General features: G+C 46.3%; 16 protein-coding genes. 6 read left to right on the top strand and 10 right to left on the bottom strand.

From position 1 onward, the window contains the following. The 4 genes from PMG71_RS06295 (at position 1) to PMG71_RS06280 (ending at position 1,909) form a co-directional block, all read left to right on the top strand. Positions 1 to 387, top strand: a complete 387-nt coding sequence (locus PMG71_RS06295) for a response regulator (protein ID WP_283752802.1) — start codon at positions 1 to 3, stop codon at positions 385 to 387. A 113-nt stretch (positions 388 to 500) separates the two neighbouring features. Next, positions 501 to 905: a hypothetical protein gene (locus PMG71_RS06290; RefSeq protein WP_283752801.1), complete on the top strand. Its 405-nt coding sequence runs from the start codon at positions 501 to 503 to the stop codon at positions 903 to 905. Positions 906 to 915: 10 nt separating this feature from the next. Continuing rightward, positions 916 to 1,296: a response regulator gene (locus tag PMG71_RS06285; protein WP_283752800.1), complete on the top strand. Its 381-nt coding sequence runs from the start codon at positions 916 to 918 to the stop codon at positions 1,294 to 1,296. 301 nt (positions 1,297 to 1,597) lie between these two features. Then, on the top strand, positions 1,598 to 1,909 hold the full coding sequence (locus tag PMG71_RS06280) for a DUF1830 domain-containing protein (RefSeq protein ID WP_283752799.1): 312 nt from the start codon (positions 1,598 to 1,600) through the stop codon (positions 1,907 to 1,909). A 12-nt stretch (positions 1,910 to 1,921) separates the two neighbouring features. Here PMG71_RS06280 and PMG71_RS06275 read toward each other — a convergent pair whose 3' ends face one another. Beyond that, a complete protein-coding gene (locus tag PMG71_RS06275; protein ID WP_283752798.1) occupies positions 1,922 to 3,037 on the bottom strand; it encodes a tetratricopeptide repeat protein in 1,116 nt (371 codons plus the stop codon). 446 nt (positions 3,038 to 3,483) lie between these two features. After that, a complete protein-coding gene (locus tag PMG71_RS06270; protein ID WP_283752828.1) occupies positions 3,484 to 5,958 on the bottom strand; it encodes a methyltransferase domain-containing protein in 2,475 nt (824 codons plus the stop codon). Between the two features lie 269 nt (positions 5,959 to 6,227). On the opposite strand from PMG71_RS06270, the gene PMG71_RS06265 reads away from it, so the two are divergent. Next, complete coding sequence (locus PMG71_RS06265) at positions 6,228 to 7,859, top strand: CocE/NonD family hydrolase (RefSeq protein ID WP_283752797.1); 1,632 nt, start codon at positions 6,228 to 6,230, stop codon at positions 7,857 to 7,859. Between the two features lie 598 nt (positions 7,860 to 8,457). Here the strand turns inward: PMG71_RS06265 and PMG71_RS06260 are convergent. Then, positions 8,458 to 9,858 carry a GAF domain-containing sensor histidine kinase gene (locus tag PMG71_RS06260; RefSeq protein WP_283752796.1) on the bottom strand — a complete coding sequence of 467 codons (1,401 nt, stop codon included), beginning with the start codon at positions 9,856 to 9,858 and terminating at the stop codon, positions 8,458 to 8,460. 339 nt (positions 9,859 to 10,197) lie between these two features. Here PMG71_RS06260 and PMG71_RS06255 point away from each other — a divergent pair, with 339 nt between their 5' ends. Next, on the top strand, positions 10,198 to 10,389 hold the full coding sequence (locus PMG71_RS06255) for a hypothetical protein (protein WP_283752795.1): 192 nt from the start codon (positions 10,198 to 10,200) through the stop codon (positions 10,387 to 10,389). A 45-nt stretch (positions 10,390 to 10,434) separates the two neighbouring features. On the opposite strand, the gene PMG71_RS06250 is transcribed toward PMG71_RS06255, so the two are convergent. From PMG71_RS06250 to nuoH, 7 genes are all read right to left on the bottom strand, one after another. Then, the gene (locus PMG71_RS06250) at positions 10,435 to 11,091 is read right to left on the bottom strand and encodes a response regulator (protein WP_283752794.1); all 657 of its coding nucleotides are present in this window, start codon (positions 11,089 to 11,091) and stop codon (positions 10,435 to 10,437) included. A gap of 33 nt (positions 11,092 to 11,124) precedes the next feature. Then, positions 11,125 to 11,826 (bottom strand): ComF family protein, encoded by a 702-nt coding sequence (locus PMG71_RS06245; RefSeq protein WP_283752793.1) that lies wholly within the window; start codon positions 11,824 to 11,826, stop codon positions 11,125 to 11,127. Between the two features lie 38 nt (positions 11,827 to 11,864). Then, complete coding sequence (locus tag PMG71_RS06240; RefSeq protein WP_283752792.1) at positions 11,865 to 12,788, bottom strand: NAD(+) kinase; 924 nt, start codon at positions 12,786 to 12,788, stop codon at positions 11,865 to 11,867. Between the two features lie 109 nt (positions 12,789 to 12,897). Further along, positions 12,898 to 13,209 (bottom strand): NADH-quinone oxidoreductase subunit NuoK, encoded by a 312-nt coding sequence (nuoK, locus tag PMG71_RS06235; protein WP_271936106.1) that lies wholly within the window; start codon positions 13,207 to 13,209, stop codon positions 12,898 to 12,900. 45 nt (positions 13,210 to 13,254) lie between these two features. Continuing rightward, positions 13,255 to 13,866, bottom strand: coding sequence for an NADH-quinone oxidoreductase subunit J (locus PMG71_RS06230; RefSeq protein ID WP_283752791.1), 612 nt, complete (start codon positions 13,864 to 13,866; stop codon positions 13,255 to 13,257). 5 nt (positions 13,867 to 13,871) lie between these two features. Next, the gene (gene ndhI / locus PMG71_RS06225) at positions 13,872 to 14,465 is read right to left on the bottom strand and encodes an NAD(P)H-quinone oxidoreductase subunit I (RefSeq protein WP_283752827.1); all 594 of its coding nucleotides are present in this window, start codon (positions 14,463 to 14,465) and stop codon (positions 13,872 to 13,874) included. Between the two features lie 47 nt (positions 14,466 to 14,512). After that, positions 14,513 to 15,631, bottom strand: coding sequence for an NADH-quinone oxidoreductase subunit NuoH (nuoH, locus tag PMG71_RS06220; protein WP_283752790.1), 1,119 nt, complete (start codon positions 15,629 to 15,631; stop codon positions 14,513 to 14,515). Positions 15,632 to 15,672 lie beyond the last annotated feature (41 nt).

Raw genomic sequence — 15,672 nt, 5'->3', positions numbered from 1 at the left:
ATGGCAAGCAAACGAATTTTAGTGATTGATGATGATGATGGCGTGCGGGAAATTATTCAGATTTCCCTAGAAGCGGCGGCTGGATGGGATGTGATCCCTACTTCATCAGGGCAAGAGGGGATAGAGGTGGCAGCGATTGAACAGCCGGATGCCATTCTTTTAGATATGATGATGCCAGGCATGGATGGTAAGGCAACTTACCAAGCACTACAAGCCAATCCTTTAACTCAGAAGATTCCCACCATTCTCCTGACGGCTAAGGCCAAAAATAGTGAAAAACAGCAGTTTATTGAAGATCTAGGGGTGACTGGGGTGATTACTAAACCCTTTGATGCGATGGGGTTAGTGCAACAAATGTGTTCACTGCTCCATTGGTCAGAACTCTAGGGCTATATATAAAGAATTGTTAACTTTTATTCCCTAGACAAACAGAATCACAAAATCCTCACATTTGTTTTTTATAGTTTGGGGGCAAAGATTAATTCAGGGGTCAAACAGTTATGGGCTATACATCTGGGAGTCCTACAACTGGGGATAGTAAAGTGAGCGGTGCAGCAGGGCAAAGTATGCAGGTTTCACCATCTGTTGACGGACTATGGACGGACATCGACTATATTAACCTGGCGATCGATGTTCTCAAAACTCAAGATCCCGCTCTCATCCATTCGCTGACTGATTTCTTGATGGTTTTGCCTACACCAAGCCAAATCGAAGGAGTTCTTCAAGATGCTGTCGATCAACTCGCTCAGATTGATCGAAATACCCATCAGTGGATCTTAGACCATTCAGGCTGCTTAATGCCTTATGTCGATCTCCAGGATCGATCTTCTGTATCCAAATCTGATTGGGATTATCGAGATCCTCGGACGACAGCCTGGTTTGCCTCAACTCGCTTGTCTATCTAGGAGAATAGTCATGTATCCAAAGATACTATTGATTGAACAGACTGGAGAACTGCGGGAGTTGCTCAATGAGATTCGCTCTTTTGCAACATTTAATTTTATTTCTACCACTGAGCCTTCCTTAGCATTACAGTTATGCGATCATCTATCCCCCAATATGATTTTCGTGGACTTTGAACTTCCCGAATTACATGGATATGAATTTTCACAACAGGTTAATGGCAGTTTTGAACGTCCTCACATTCCCTTGATTGCGGTAATTCACCCGGCTCATATTATTGAACATCGTAAATCTCTTTATACAGTAGATAATTATTTGTTTAAGCCGGTCAATATTGACCAATTGCGACAAAATATTCAGACTTATTTGCTGGATCAACCCACCTATGTTTAATCCTTTGCTTTAGTTGACTAAACTCCACAGGAGGAGACCTGATGTTAGAAGTAAATTGTCCTTGTTGCTCTTATCCATTACTCAGACATATTAGCTCTACAGGAATGTATTGGTACTGTAGTCATTGTCATCAAGAAATGCCAGTTAGTTTCATGCGACCATTAGACAGTCATCGTCCTATGACTTCCCCATTTATTGAAGAATGGCTCAGGTATAAAAACCAAAAAATGTTGGCTATGGGTGCATAAATTCATCCTTGTTTACATCGCTTCATCACTTTTTCATTTAGGAGACATTAATCATGTTATATCCCCAAACCTTTGACCAAAAAAACTGGATGCTGTGTTACTACAAAAATGAAAGTCAACAAGTACAAATTTTAACGATTGATAATGTGGAGGATTGGTACTTTGAGCGGCTAGTTTGTCCAGAAGAAAGATTGGCATTTGAAGTACCAGAAATGGCTCAATTACGCATTCATTATCAATCGGTGGGTGAAGAGAAAATTGTAGAAGTTCTTCCCTGTTATCAAATTCGGGTTCGATATGGATTAGACTCGGAATTGAGCGGCCGGGCGAATTTAAAGGTTGTTTCAATTAACCGTAGTGCTTAACCGGAATCGAAATTATGGGTTTTGAAGAGTTTGAATCAGATGGGAGAAATAATCGGTTTTTAAGTTGAGATGCTGGGCTAATTTTAGTCCTTGTTCTAGGGCTGATAAGGCTTGATTGGGTTGGTTCAAATCTTTATGGATCTGGGCAATTTGTTCATAGGTATTCATCATACCATAGGCATCATAGGCTTGGGCTTGAGTGCCGAGAAGAGACCGATAAACGGCTAGGGCTTGGGGAAATTGCTTTTGTTGTTGATAGAGTTGAGCAAGGGATTGTAAGGCTTGAGCAGCATGGGCGAGCTGTTGTTGTTGAAAGGCACTCAGGTAGGCTTGCTCATAGAGTTGGGCACTGGTTTTGAGGTTTCCTAGGGTTTGGTAGTGTTTGGCGATCGCCATTTGCTCCTTGGAAATTTCACTAACTTGCCCTGACTGATTATACAGGTTAATCAGATTCAATCGAGTTTCGATCGCCCCTTCCCAGTCCTCCATCTGCTCGTAACTATAAGCCAACTGTTGATAAGCCTGAATTTGAGTCAGAGCATCCTCCTGCTGTTGGGCAAACTTCAACACCGCTTCATAGCCTGAAATGGCTTGGGGATAGTCAAACCAGTTGAGCTGAGTTTGGGCAATTTGCATCAGTAGCGCTGCTTGTTCCTCCTCATCAGACTCCTCAATGGCCAGATCCAACAGTTTTTGATAGACTACTAGGGCAGATTGGGGCGATCGCAACTGCTGATAAGCTATTCCCAATTCCCGTAAAGTTTCACTATCTCCCTCCTCAACTTCCCCTTGAATTTCGTCTAAGCGAGCGATAATGGCTCGAATCATCGCCGACTCCCCTTCTGACCAAGCAATTTCTCCCACTCTCGACAAGGCTTGAATTTCCTCAATTTTTCCCAACCCTTGGCGTAACTCTAATTCCCGTTGCCAAAGTTGAAAAGCTGCGAGTTTATCGCCCTGATTCAGTAACTCTAGTGCCTGCTGATGGAATGTATCCAGCTCTTCAGAGTTTACAGAATCGGCGGCAACGGGCAACATCCATAACCCTCCCCAGCCAATAATCCAAGGAGCTAGATATAGCACTATACGCTGAGAAGTCAGGAGTCGGGGGTTGGGAGTTAGAGTCATAATCATGTCCGGGTAATCTCTTGAGTATCAATTTAAAGGAGTGCGAGCATCTTGCTCGCTAGAGATAGGCAAAGAGAGCATCTTGCTCGCTAGAGATAGGCAAAGAGAGCATCTTGCTCGCTAGAGATAGGCAAAGAGAGCATCTTGCTCGCTAGAGATAGACAGCGAGCGAGACGCTCGCATTACTAAATAGGCAAAGAGCATCTTGCTCGCTAGAGATAGGCAAAGAGAGCATCTTGCTCGCTAGAGATAGGCAAAGAGAGCATCTTGCTCGCTAGAGATAGACAGCGAGCGAGACGCTCGCATTACTAGATAGGCAAAGAACATCTTGCTTGCTAGAGATAGACAGCGAGCGAGACGCTCGCACTACTAGATAGGCAAAGAACATCTTGCTTGCTAGAGATAGACAGCGAGCGAGACGCTCGCACTACTAGCTTTGCCTTTCCTTACTCCTTAATCAAACCGAGATTTTTCTTCAGTTGTACCCATTTCATCCGCAAACGCCAAGTTTTATTGGCTTTAATCGCTGCCAATTCCAGGTTACGGTGATGGAGTTGACTATTTAAGTCCTGGAGTTGAGCATTGAGTTGAGCTTGAATGTCGGCTGAAAGGTTATGGGTATGTTGGAGTTCAGCGTTAGTATTAATCAATTGCTGATTAATTTGTACCGCTTCCGCGTGGGATTGATTCAGTTCTTTTTGGGTTTGTTCCAGGTGATAATTGGCTTGTTCAAGTTGCGATCGCAGTTGATTGGCCATATGTTTATAGTCTTCAGCCTGTTGTAAGAGCGCTTTATTTTCCTGCATCTTCTTCTGAATCAGAGATTTTTGGTATTCTGATTCTTCATACTGCGATCGCATCCTTCGCAACTCTTGAGCTTGTCGATCCAGTTCCTTCTGTTTCAGTTTCAGCAGTTTCTGATATTTTGCCGCACTTCCCACTTCCTGCCAACTGCGAAACGCCCAATCTTGGGGACTTAAAGATGCAATTTTCTCCAACTCTACCTCTAGATCGAGATGAGCAGGTACAGTTGAGTCTACACTTGCCAAAGAACCCGCTAGGGTTTCCAGCTCCTGATAAAGGGTTATCGCTTCTGGGAAAAATGCCTGAATTAAGGCGGGTTTATCCGTTTGGGAAACATCCCGTCTGAGCAGTTCAGTTTCAATCAAGGATGAATCCGGTTCACCCAAAGAGAGCTGCCATTTTTCCTCAATAGCTTGTATCCAAGCCTGGGGATGATCAACAATAGCATCAAGATTAGCAACTAAACAGCGATCTGGATAGGTTTGGGCAAATTCGAGCATCTGCCGGTTGTAATGCATCCAGAGTTCTACCGCTTTTTCTGGATAAGCAGCCACGACTTCATCAGAACCGCGACGATAGAGGGAGTCTACCACTTCCCAGGGAGAGCGATAGACTAAGAGGAAATAGGCTGAGGGGAGTAACTCAGACCAAAACTTGAGAAATAGGGTAGTCCGGGGATCTTTCCATCCCCAGAGCGAGCGCTCGGTTTTCTCTTTCAGCAGCAGTTTGGCGCTTTGATGGTAGCGTGAGGCGACCATAATTTCTGATTCTAGGCTGAGTCCGTCGATTTCTAGGCCTTGGGAGCGGAGAACATTTTGGTGGAATTCTACGAAGTCTAGATCTTCAAAATGACCGCGATCGTTACCTATTTTAGTGGCTACGAGGCGATCGCCCAAATGAACCCCCAAATTATTCAGCAACGACGCAGTAAGAGAAGTGCCAGAGCGGTGCATTCCCCCCAGAATAAAGATCCCTTCAGCCAACCCTTTACCCGATGAGTGTCCCGACTCTAAACTCGCCAATTTTTCCAAAGTTTGGCAAACCAGCATCCGTTGTAACTCTCCATTCGTACCTATCGCTTTAATCATCACCACATCAGAGCGCTCGACTTGAGTATGGTTGAGATGACACACCCAAGAGCCTTCACTACGGGGAACACCGCGATGAATGATCCGATTATTCACCCACAATTCAATCGATTTCGCGGCGTTTCCTGGGTTCAGACTCCAGACTTTCCCTTTAAATTCCCAATCTCCAGAAGAAGTCAGTTCTGTACTCTCCAGAGAGCCTTGGGGAGGATAGATAAACGTAAAGCTTGACCAGTCTGGGCTACTATTTTTACTAATAATATACAGATCCTGATGGTCGGCGAGTCCTTTGGGGATACGGTGATAGGTGGCACTGGGCCCTAAAATTTGATTGAGGGCATGTTGAATAAATTCTTCACTAACATAGGTTGTACCATACACCGAGGGATCTAGGGTACGACTTTCACTTTGGGGGATAAAGTGAATTCCAGAAGCTGAGAGGGTGAAGGGGTTAGCCGCTAGAGTAATGTCATGGGTGCTAAAAATCAGTAATCCCCCGTCATTCAGATGCTGGTAGAGGGTTTTGAGCCAAGGGATAAAGGTACTTTCGGGAATGTGGCTAAAGAAGGAACTGGCAAGAATACAGTCAAAGCTTTGATCGATTTGATATTCTGTGGGGGTGAGGGTGGAGGGAATACCCTGAACTTGGAATTGTTCGATTTGAAAGTGTACGGCTTCTGGATAGATATCGGAGATCCAAATTTGTTCGGCAGGGAGAACTTGAGTCAGGAAGCGGGTAAAGCGTCCATATCCTCCGGCAAAGTCGAGGAAGGTGGAGAGCTGATCCCAACTGCCGAAGTGATGGCTGATAATTTGTTGGATGGCTTGGAAGATGCGGAGTCCATTGCCATGATAGCGGATAGCGGCTTGGGTGCGATCGCCGTCTGTGTTCTCTAGAGCCATGAGAAACATCTCATCGTTGTCAGAGATGGTGTTATTGAAGGAGTCGCATGAGGGAAGCATTGCTTGCAGAAACGATGTTAGGATGCGATCGCTCATTCCTTCCTCAAGCTGTTGATTTTCAATCATACTCACAGTAGTTAACACTCCCCTCTACTCTACAGGCGCTAATCGTATATTGTATAGCGTGATGCGCTAGGAAGAGGACTCAGAAGGGAAAACACCATAATTTAAAATTTAGGGAGCCAGATGCATTTACTCCAGTAATATTCACAGTTATAGCTAGTCTAAATGAGTTGTGCAACAGGAAATGCCCTCTCCCTCAATCCCTCTCCCGTGGGATGCTTAGGCACGCTATTAGTAATGGTATTCCCCAGTCCTAGAATTTCCAGGCAATTATGTTAACTCTGCGTCCCAAACAAACTGCATCCTTGATTACCCGTGATGGAGTCAGACTCGATGCTGATATTTATCAACCCGAAGGAGACGGCCCCTATCCGGTGTTGCTGATGCGGCAACCCTATGGTCGGGAAATTGCCTCAACGGTCGTCTATGCTCACCCCCAATGGTATGCAGCCCATGGCTATATTGTCGTCATTCAAGATGTACGGGGTCGGGGAACCTCCCAAGGAGAATTTCACCTGTTTACCCATGAACTCGAAGATGGCCTTGATACGATCAATTGGGCGGCCCAACTCCCCGGAAGTACGGGAGAGCTGGGAATGTATGGGTTTTCCTATCAGGGAATGACCCAATTATATGCCGCTTCCGGGAAACCGAAAGCCTTAAAAACCATTTGTCCCGCCATGATTGCCTATGATTTATATGCAGATTGGGCCTATGAAGGGGGAGCCTTTTGTTTAGCGGGTAATTTAAGTTGGGCCCTGCAATTAGCGGCTGAAACCGCACGATTAAAAAATGATGTGATCGCCCACCAAATTCTCTACAGTGCCTCCCGAAATCTTCCTATCCACGGCCGAGAACCGCGCTTAGATGAAACCCTACGAAAATATTGCCCCGATGCCTTTTATTATCGCTGGCTAGAACATGCCGAACCCGATGACTATTGGCAAGACTTATCGCCAAAACTAGATGCAGTCGATCTGCCTATGCTCCATATTGGCGGCTGGTTCGATCCCTATTTGCGAGGCACATTGCGCTGGTATCATGAGCTGGCCGGACGCAGTAGCTATCCTCAACATCTGATCGTTGGCCCCTGGGCCCATCTCCCTTGGGGGCGTAAGGTGGGAGAATTGGATTATGGTGCAGCCGCAGCCAGTCCGGTGGATCTGATTCAAGTGAATTGGTTTAATCAATTTCTCAAAGGTCAAGATACGGGACGGTTGGATATGCCCCCCATTTCCGTGTTTGAGATGGGAAGTAACCGATGGCGATCGCTCTCTAAGTGGCCCAAACATCCCCATAAATCCTTTTATCTCTCTAGTACGGGACTGGCGAATATGAGCGATAAGGAAGGATTTTTAATTGAAAATCCGCCTCCTAATCCTAGTGTCGATCGCTGGGTTCATGACCCCTGGCGACCCTTTCCGGCTTTGGGTGGCCATGTCTATAGTCCCTTTGGAGCGTGCGATCGCTCCCTGCTAGAGTGCCGCACCGATACCGTAACCTATACCAGCGAACCCTTAACGGAAGCCATGTGTATCTTAGGAGAGGCGATCGTTGAAGTCTATGTACAAGCCTCTACCCACAGCTTTGACCTCTGCGCCATCCTCTCCCAAGTTCAACCCGATGGTCGAGTTTATAACTTTACTCAAGGTTATCTCTGTGTAACAGAACCCCAGAACTATCAACAAATTCGCCTGCAATCAGTTTGTATACAACTACCGGTTGGCAGTAGTCTGCGGTTAAGTTTAAGTGGCGCTTGTTTCCCCGCCTATCCCGTCAATCCTGGTACAGGCCAAAACCCTGGTCAAACCCGTCTAATCGATGCCCAGGTTATCAGCTTCTCCCTTCAATCTGGCGGCACTTCTCCTTCCCGTCTCCTCTTACCCCTAGAATCAAGTTTTTGAATGTTCCTTATTTAAGTGCGATCCCCGTAGTCATAGTTACCATATTGCCCAAAAGGGTGAGCTAGAATAGCCCTGGCTACAGGATAAGCTCGAAAATAACTGCCTCCTTCTGTTTATAGAGGAGGCAGTTGTTTTTAGGGATACAGCAGTTTCCTCTGCTATGATATCAAGTCCGGTTTCCGCAAGCGGACATGAAAATTTGTTAAGAAGCGGGCAAGATGCCCGCACTCCTCCAATCCCTTGATATTACTGGAGTGGGAGCATCTTGCTCCCTAAGTTTTTAATCATGGTATTTCCGCTTCGCGGACATGAACAATCGGACTTGATACAGCAGTTTTCGCGCTTTATGTCGGACATCTTGATCCCCCTTTCATGTCCGCTTGCGGAAAATCCCCCTTAAAAAGGGGGACTTTCCTATTCCCCCCTTTTTAAGGGGGATTTAGGGGGATCTTTTCCTACTGTCCACCGATACAGCGCTTTGCGCTGTATGACTAGCGGGCAAGATGCCCGCACTCCTCTAATCCCTTGATATTACCGGAGTGGGAGCATCTTGCTCCCTGGATTTTTAATTGGAGATCAAAAATATCCTACCCAAGTGCTACACAACCACCTGAATCGGCAAAACCACCGTAAAACAAACAAATTTACTCTCACTGGTGACTTGAATTTTTCCCCCTAAACGCTCGCTCAATTTTTTCACTAAAGCCAGTCCTAAACCTGTGCCCCCTTGCTTCCAAGGATCGGCGCTGGGAATACGATAAAACTTATCAAAAATCCGATCGAGTTCAGACTCAGAAATTTCTATACCTGTATTTTTGACCTCAATCCACAGTTTAGGACGAGCGATCGCCATTCGATCGGGATTGGTGGGTAAAAATTCAGGAGGTTCCTGTAACCAAGCCTTCAATCGGATCGATTCCTCTGGAGGGGTATATTTACAAGCATTATTGAGCAGTTCGGCAATCACTCGCTCTAAACTAAAGGTTTCTGAGAGAAACTCCGGAATCTCATCAGCAATTTCAACGGCAAGATTCTGTTGACGACTGTGGGCGCGATCGCGGAATGAGGGTAGAATTTTTTCCATAAAACTCCCTAAGTTAATCCGATCTAGTTCATTGGGAGCTTCCTGATTTTCCAACCGTTGTAGATCGAGCAAATCATTAATCAGATTAATTTCCCGTTCGCATTCAGCTCCTAAAATTTGCAAGTAATGGGTCACTTTTTTCTCTAAGGCTTCCCGTTGGGGGTTAGGAGTCTCCGGTGGCGGATTCAATTCAGGAGCCAAATATCGCTCTAAGGAAATATTGAGCATCCGAATGGCCATTTTCATATTAGACACCGGGGTGCGTAGCTCATGGGAAACGGTACTGAGAAAATCATCCTTGAGATTATTCAGTTTTTCCAATTCCTTCACCTGAGCTTGTGAAGATTGAAACAGACGCGCTTGGCGGACGGCGATCCCACATTGATTCGCCACCTGTTGCACCAATCGAATTTCTAGATCGCTAAACTCATACTCCGCAGAGTGAACCAACCACAAGTCCCCCAGTACCCCTTGATTGTCAAAAATTGGACAAGCTAACATCGCCGATCGCCCCCGTTCTGGATTCGGCAACAAAGAGCAAAACTGAAAATACTGTCCTCGCAGCAACTGTTGATACAATTCAGGAAACTTAGCTAACTTCGCCACCCGTCCATGAATCGCCGGAATAGTAGCCGCATATTCCGAGCAAATCGTCGAGGTTCCCTTCTCTAAATCATACAAAGAGGCATTACACCCTTTAATCCCCAACACTAACGTCAATTCCCGCACCGCAGTTTGCCAAATTTGGGTTTCATCTAAACTATCTCGGACTTTATCCGTAATCCGCTTGAGCATAGCCTCAAACTCTAAAGCTTGCTCCAGTTGACTGGTTCGTTGCTCAACTCTGTCCAGGTTCGGTGAACTTTTGTCAGACGTTAAAGAAGATGGATGGGAATTCGGAGGCTGAATGCTCATGGCTGTAGCTAGTTGCAAGTCGTTTAGAATCAAGATTAGCTTTAGTACCAGGTCTAAGAACTATCTTTTACAAGGGTATCTAACTTTAGACCGGTAATCCGTTTGATCTCGGTGAAAATTCAATCAACTTGAGAATTTCTCATTAAAGTTATAACAAAATTTAATCTTTATTAAAGTGACCGATACCGGAGGGCGAGAGTCCCAGAGGGTAAAGTTTCTATGAGATCGGTCTGACTCTCAGGCGGTAATGAGATGACAAAATCCTCAAAAAGACTTATTATTGCTTAACATTACAAGCCTCAAAATTCCCTAAAGCACATAAAAAACTTAAAGAACCGTATGAAACCTGAACTCCAAACCAAAGTTGCCCAAGGATTAGTCACCGGCGGTGCTGCCCTATTTTTGCTCGGTGGTGGCTGTGTGGCTTCTGGGCTGCTGGCGCTTAAAAGTATCCCCCCTGGATTACCCGGTACAGCTCTCCTGATGGAAGTAGCTGGTTTAGGGTTAACCGAGAAAAATCGACAGGCTTAGACTTCACTCCTTTGACAAGGAGAAGGGTATAGGGCACAGGCATCACTACACCAGCCCTTCTCTTAAAGCTTTGACGGCGACTTGTACCCGGTCATCGACCGCTAACTTATTCATAATGCCCCGTACATGGGTTTTAACGGTATTGGGGCTGAGATAGAGCTGTTGGGCGATCTGGGGGTTGCTATAGCCTTCTACCATTAATTTCAGCACTTCGGATTCCCGTTCGGATAAATTGGCAATATTGCCTTGGGGTGTGGGCGGCTTGAGATGACTAATGACTTGACGGGCAATTTGGGGATCGAGATAGGTTGCCCCTTCCTGGGCTGCGGCAATGGCGGCTAACAGTCGGTCTACATTAGCCCCTTTAATACAATAGGCATCTGCACCACTGGAGAGGGCGGCAATGATTTCATTTTCGGTGGTGTGGGAGGTGAGCATGACGACCCGCGTGTTGGGGAGTTCCGCTTTAATTTGTTGGGTAGCGGCAATGCCATCTAAGCGAGGTAGACCAATATCCATGACGATTAAATCGGGTTTGAGCTGTTTGGCGGCTTGGACTCCTAGATAACCATCTTCGGCTTGGCCGATAATTTCCAAGTGGGGAAATTCGGTTAAGGTTTGTTCTAAGCCAAGCTGCATCATGGGGTCGTCTTCAACGATGAGAACCCTTAAGAGAGTGGGGTGTTCTGGGGAAGGAGGCATAGTTGCATTTGATAATGAAGAAAATAGGAAGGATTAACTGGGAGCTTGCGCTACACCCGTTGTGGCGATCGCCACTACACCATGAACCGATATCCCCTGATGACGTAAGGCTTGGGTGGCAGACTGTACGGTTGCCCCTGTGGTGTAGATATCGTCTAACAATAGCACAGGGGAGGAACGATAACGGGAAATCTGAGCTGTGTTCACGGTAAAGGCATTTTTAAGATTAGCATGGCGTTGATCGGCACTTTTGCCAAATTGGGCTTCGGTTTGACGAGACCGAATGAGGCCGTTTGCAGATAAGGGTAAACTCGTAACCTGGCAAAAACTGGCGGCTAGGCGTTCTGCTTGGTTAAATCCTCGTTGTTTGAGTTTTTCTGGATGTAGGGGAATGGGAATGACAAGGGGCGAAACTCGGTGAGAGATTGTGGTGGCTCTCCAAGCTTCTCCTAACCATTGACCTAGGGGTTGGGCAATTTCGGGATGATTGTCATATTTTAAGCTGGCGATCGCCCGTTTGAGCTGTCCTTGATATTTTCCCCAAACCCAGACGGGAGTTGACGGGGAGTGACAAGTGTAGAGCTGGCGATGGGAGGGGCAAAACTGCAATTGGCGCAAGGAGCGACTACAAGCGGAACATAGCACTTCTCCTTCCGTGGGGCGATCGCACATCGGACAATTCGGGCGCAAAAATAGGTTCAGAAGACTATTGGTGAATTGAGTCCAAAATCCCATAAAAGTTACCCTCTCTTGTTCTCATCACAGGTTCGTGTTTAATTTTTGCGGTGATTATTATTAAACTCAATTCTTGTCCCCGCCCATTGAAGCTTATTACGGAGGGTGCGATAGTAAGAGTGATTTTCTTCTAGGATAATAAACTTGGCTTGATAATCGGCCATCCGCACATCTACCCGATGACCCGGCCAAATCGCCGTACCCATCACCCCATCTGTCCAGAGTTTGGTACTTAAATCGTAGTCTGCGAGGGGCCAGACCCTGACGATACAACCAGAAGGAATAACAATGGGACGACTCGATAAACTTAAGGGACAAATAGGAGTAACCGTCATCGCTTCCATTCCCTCATGAATAATAGGGCCATTGGCCGAGAGATTGTAACAAGTCGAACCGGTGGGCGTTGAGACCAATAAACCATCCCCTTGATATTGATCGACGACTTCCCCATCAATCTCAATTTCTAGATGGGAGGTAATCATACGGTCATGGGAAGCAGGTTTAATACAGATTTCATTCAAGGCCAAAAAGCGATCGCTCACGGGAGGTACAAACCGCAAATTGCTTTCATAAACTGCTGCTTCTAGCATCATTCTACGCTGCACCGCATAGCGATCGCCTTGCAACCGCTCCCAAACCCGTTGCGTGTCATAAAAATTATCCGCAGACTCCGTTAAAAACCCTAAATGTCCGCCAATATTGACCGCCAATATTGGGATACCTTCGGCCGCCAACTGTCGAGCGGCCGCCAGAGCAGAGCCATCCCCCCCCAAAACTACCGCCAGATCGATGGGTTCAGGCGCTGAAGCCAAAAATACCGGATAAGGATTATCCTTCGCTCCCGATGGCCCCATAAGTACCCGACAACCGAGAGCATCTAACTCTTTTGCACACCGCTCGGCCCATTTACGACTCTCTGCATCTCCGGCTTTATGGGAAATAATGACCTGTTTAAGTTCCACAATTCAATTAAAAATTAAAAATTAAAAATTAAAAATGATGTTTACTCATTACTCATTACTCATTACTTAATAACTAAGGGGCTGGTTCACCCAACCCCTTGAATTTCCCTTACCATTTGAGTAAGTTAAACTGCTCCATATCCACCGTATTGCGGTTACGGTAAATGGATAGCACGATCGCCAAGCCCACAGCAGCTTCGGCGGCTGCTACAGTAATCACAAACACTGTAAACACTTGGCCGCGAATGCCTTGCGGATCTAAAAAGTTAGAAAAGGCCATCAGATTTAAGTTCACTGCATTGAGCAATAACTCAATGGACATCAGAACTCGCACCGCATTTCGGCTGGTAATCAAGCCATAAATGCCGATACAAAATAGGGCGGCGGCAATGAGCAAAAAATATTCGAGTTGTAAAACCATCGTCTTTCCTTTTTCTCCCAATGTAATCAACCAGCTCTAGAGCTTTTAGGATTCTTTTTTGTCACCAGATGAGACCAATTCTCTGGGTCGTTCTGGTAATTGTAAAATATCGGAAATACCTTTGCCTTGGGGACGTTGCTCAGGAATTTCTTCCCGACGGGCGAGAATAATTGCCCCCACCAAAGCCATTAATAGGAGGATGGATGCCAACTCAAAAGGCAGGAGAAAATCACTAAAGAAATGCAACCCAATCAGGGTTGTGGCACTATCTCCGGCGATCGCCTCTTGGGAGAGTTGCCAGGGGGTTTGTACAACCATTGTCCCTAAGAGAGCAAATAAGCCCCCACAAACGGCAGCCGTTGCACCCTTGCGAATCCAACCCCGCACCAGGGGTTGATAGTCTTCCTGTTTATTCACCAACATGATAGCAAACAGGATGAGGACATTAATTGCCCCCACATAGATCAGGGTTTGAGCCGCCGCCACAAACCCAGCATTCAGCAATAGATACAGCCCAGCCATACAGATCAACACTCCTGCCAACAAAAAGGCAGAGTGGACAATATTCTTCAGTAAGACTACGCCGAGGGCGGCGGCGATCGCCATAATCGCCAACAGCCCAAATGATACCAATTGAACCCCTTCAGCTAAATTCACGTTCTTTAATCCTTATTTCGTGTTTCCGATTGTTCCAGAATTTCCTCTGGCCGTAGTCCAGCCCGTCGCTCCGTGTGGGATACGGTATGAGGGTCAATGACTCCCTTGGGCAGATAAGCAAATTCACGCATCGGTTGAACCATGGGGTCATTGGTGACTTTATAGGGAATGCGGCCCAGGGCTACATTATCATAGTTCAACTCGTGGCGATCGTAGGCCGCCAGCTCATACTCTTCCGTCGCTGACAAACAATTGGTCGGACAATATTCAATGCAATTGGCGCAAAAAATACAGACTCCGAAATCAATACTGTAGTGCTTCAGTTGTTTTTTCTTCGACTCCTTATTCATCTCCCAATCGACCACCGGAAGATTAATCGGACAAACCCGAACACAAACTTCACAGGCAATACACTTATCGAACTCAAAGTGAATGCGTCCCCGATACCGTTCCGAAGGAATCAGCTTTTCATAGGGATATTGCACAGTAATGGGACGGCGTTGCATATGGTCAAACGTCACCGACAAACCTTGACCAATATACTTGGCTGCTTCTACTGTCCCTTTTGCATAATCACTGACTTGTTTTAAGAACTTCAACATGATGGATTAATCCCTCGTAACTCCACAAAATAGATAACTGTCCACTATCCGCCAAAGGCAAAGGGAAAGACTAACTTCAGAGCTGCGGTCAATAGAAGATTGACTAAGGAAACTGGTAGAAGGAATTTCCATCCTAAATCTAACAGTTGGTCAATCCGCACGCGGGGCAGCGTCCACCGACAGAGAACAGCAATAAAGACCAGTAAATAGGTTTTGAAAATTACCACGGTAATTCCCAAACTCGCCATTAGCACTTGTAACCAGGCGGTGGTTTCGGGTATGCCTAACCACTGGGCGACCTGCTCAATGGGAATAATAAATTCCCATCCCCCTAAGTATAGAACGGCTACGAGAAGACCGGAGAGTACCAGGTTCACATAGGAGCCGAGATAAAACAGGGCAAATTTCATGCCGGTGTACTCGGTTTGGTATCCAGCGACTAATTCTTCTTCGGCTTCGGGTAAATCGAAGGGTAGGCGCTCGCATTCAGCCAAAGCAGCAATCCAGAAAATGATAAAGCCTACGGGTTGCCGCCAAATATTCCAGCCGAGGATGCCATAACCGGATTGTTGATCGACAATATCGATGGTACTGAGGCTATTGGACATCATGACGATCGCCAGTACGCAGAATGCTAAGGGAATTTCATAGCTAATGGATTGCGCGGCTGCCCGCAGTCCTCCCAAGAGGGAATACTTGTTATTGGAGGCATAGCCTGACATTAACAGGCCAATGGGGGCCACACTAGAAAGGGCAATCCACAAAAAGATCCCAATTCCCAGATTGGAGATCATCAGGTTTTCTCCAAAGGGCACGATCAGAAAGGACAAAAAGACCGGAATCACCACTAGGGCTGGCCCTAGGGTAAATAAAATGGGATCGGCCTTGTCGGGGATGATATCTTGTTTGAGCAAGAGTTTGAGACCATCGGCAACGGGAACTAAGACCCCAAAGGGGCCCATATATTCGGGGCCAATGCGCTGTTGCACGGCTGCTGATACTTTTCGCTCTAGCCAGGTGGTGACCAATACGCCGACTGTTGCGCCCACCAGAACCACTAACATGGGTAGGGGAATCCACAAGGCTTTGGCAGCTCCCTGGGGTAGACCGAAGTTCGTCAGCAATTCGATAAAACTTCTTTGTAAGTCAATTCCTAAATTCATCTTTCCTCGCGATTCCAGTGAAAGGAAGTCAGGCTTCCTTT

This window comes from Roseofilum acuticapitatum BLCC-M154 (assembly GCF_030068475.1).
GTDB lineage: Bacteria > Cyanobacteriota > Cyanobacteriia > Cyanobacteriales > Desertifilaceae > Roseofilum > Roseofilum acuticapitatum.
The sequence above is the reverse complement of the archived record's forward strand: the minus strand, read 5'-3'. Positions and strand labels throughout refer to the sequence as shown.

Excerpts from the sequence above, each read along its gene's own strand:
- nuoH (WP_283752790.1), bottom strand. The coding sequence starts at position 15,631 with ATGAATTTAGGAATTGACTTACAAAGAAGTTTTATCGAATTGCTGACG.
- PMG71_RS06260 (WP_283752796.1), bottom strand. The coding sequence starts at position 9,858 with ATGAGCATTCAGCCTCCGAATTCCCATCCATCTTCTTTAACGTCTGAC.
- PMG71_RS06250 (WP_283752794.1), bottom strand. The coding sequence starts at position 11,091 with ATGCCTCCTTCCCCAGAACACCCCACTCTCTTAAGGGTTCTCATCGTT.
- PMG71_RS06270 (WP_283752828.1), bottom strand. The coding sequence starts at position 5,958 with ATGATTGAAAATCAACAGCTTGAGGAAGGAATGAGCGATCGCATCCTA.
- PMG71_RS06285 (WP_283752800.1), top strand. The coding sequence starts at position 916 with ATGTATCCAAAGATACTATTGATTGAACAGACTGGAGAACTGCGGGAG.
- PMG71_RS06295 (WP_283752802.1), top strand. The coding sequence starts at position 1 with ATGGCAAGCAAACGAATTTTAGTGATTGATGATGATGATGGCGTGCGG.
- PMG71_RS06280 (WP_283752799.1), top strand. The coding sequence starts at position 1,598 with ATGTTATATCCCCAAACCTTTGACCAAAAAAACTGGATGCTGTGTTAC.
- PMG71_RS06245 (WP_283752793.1), bottom strand. The coding sequence starts at position 11,826 with ATGGGATTTTGGACTCAATTCACCAATAGTCTTCTGAACCTATTTTTG.
- PMG71_RS06275 (WP_283752798.1), bottom strand. The coding sequence starts at position 3,037 with ATGACTCTAACTCCCAACCCCCGACTCCTGACTTCTCAGCGTATAGTG.
- PMG71_RS06265 (WP_283752797.1), top strand. The coding sequence starts at position 6,228 with ATGTTAACTCTGCGTCCCAAACAAACTGCATCCTTGATTACCCGTGAT.
- PMG71_RS06255 (WP_283752795.1), top strand. The coding sequence starts at position 10,198 with ATGAAACCTGAACTCCAAACCAAAGTTGCCCAAGGATTAGTCACCGGC.
- nuoK (WP_271936106.1), bottom strand. The coding sequence starts at position 13,209 with ATGGTTTTACAACTCGAATATTTTTTGCTCATTGCCGCCGCCCTATTT.
- PMG71_RS06290 (WP_283752801.1), top strand. The coding sequence starts at position 501 with ATGGGCTATACATCTGGGAGTCCTACAACTGGGGATAGTAAAGTGAGC.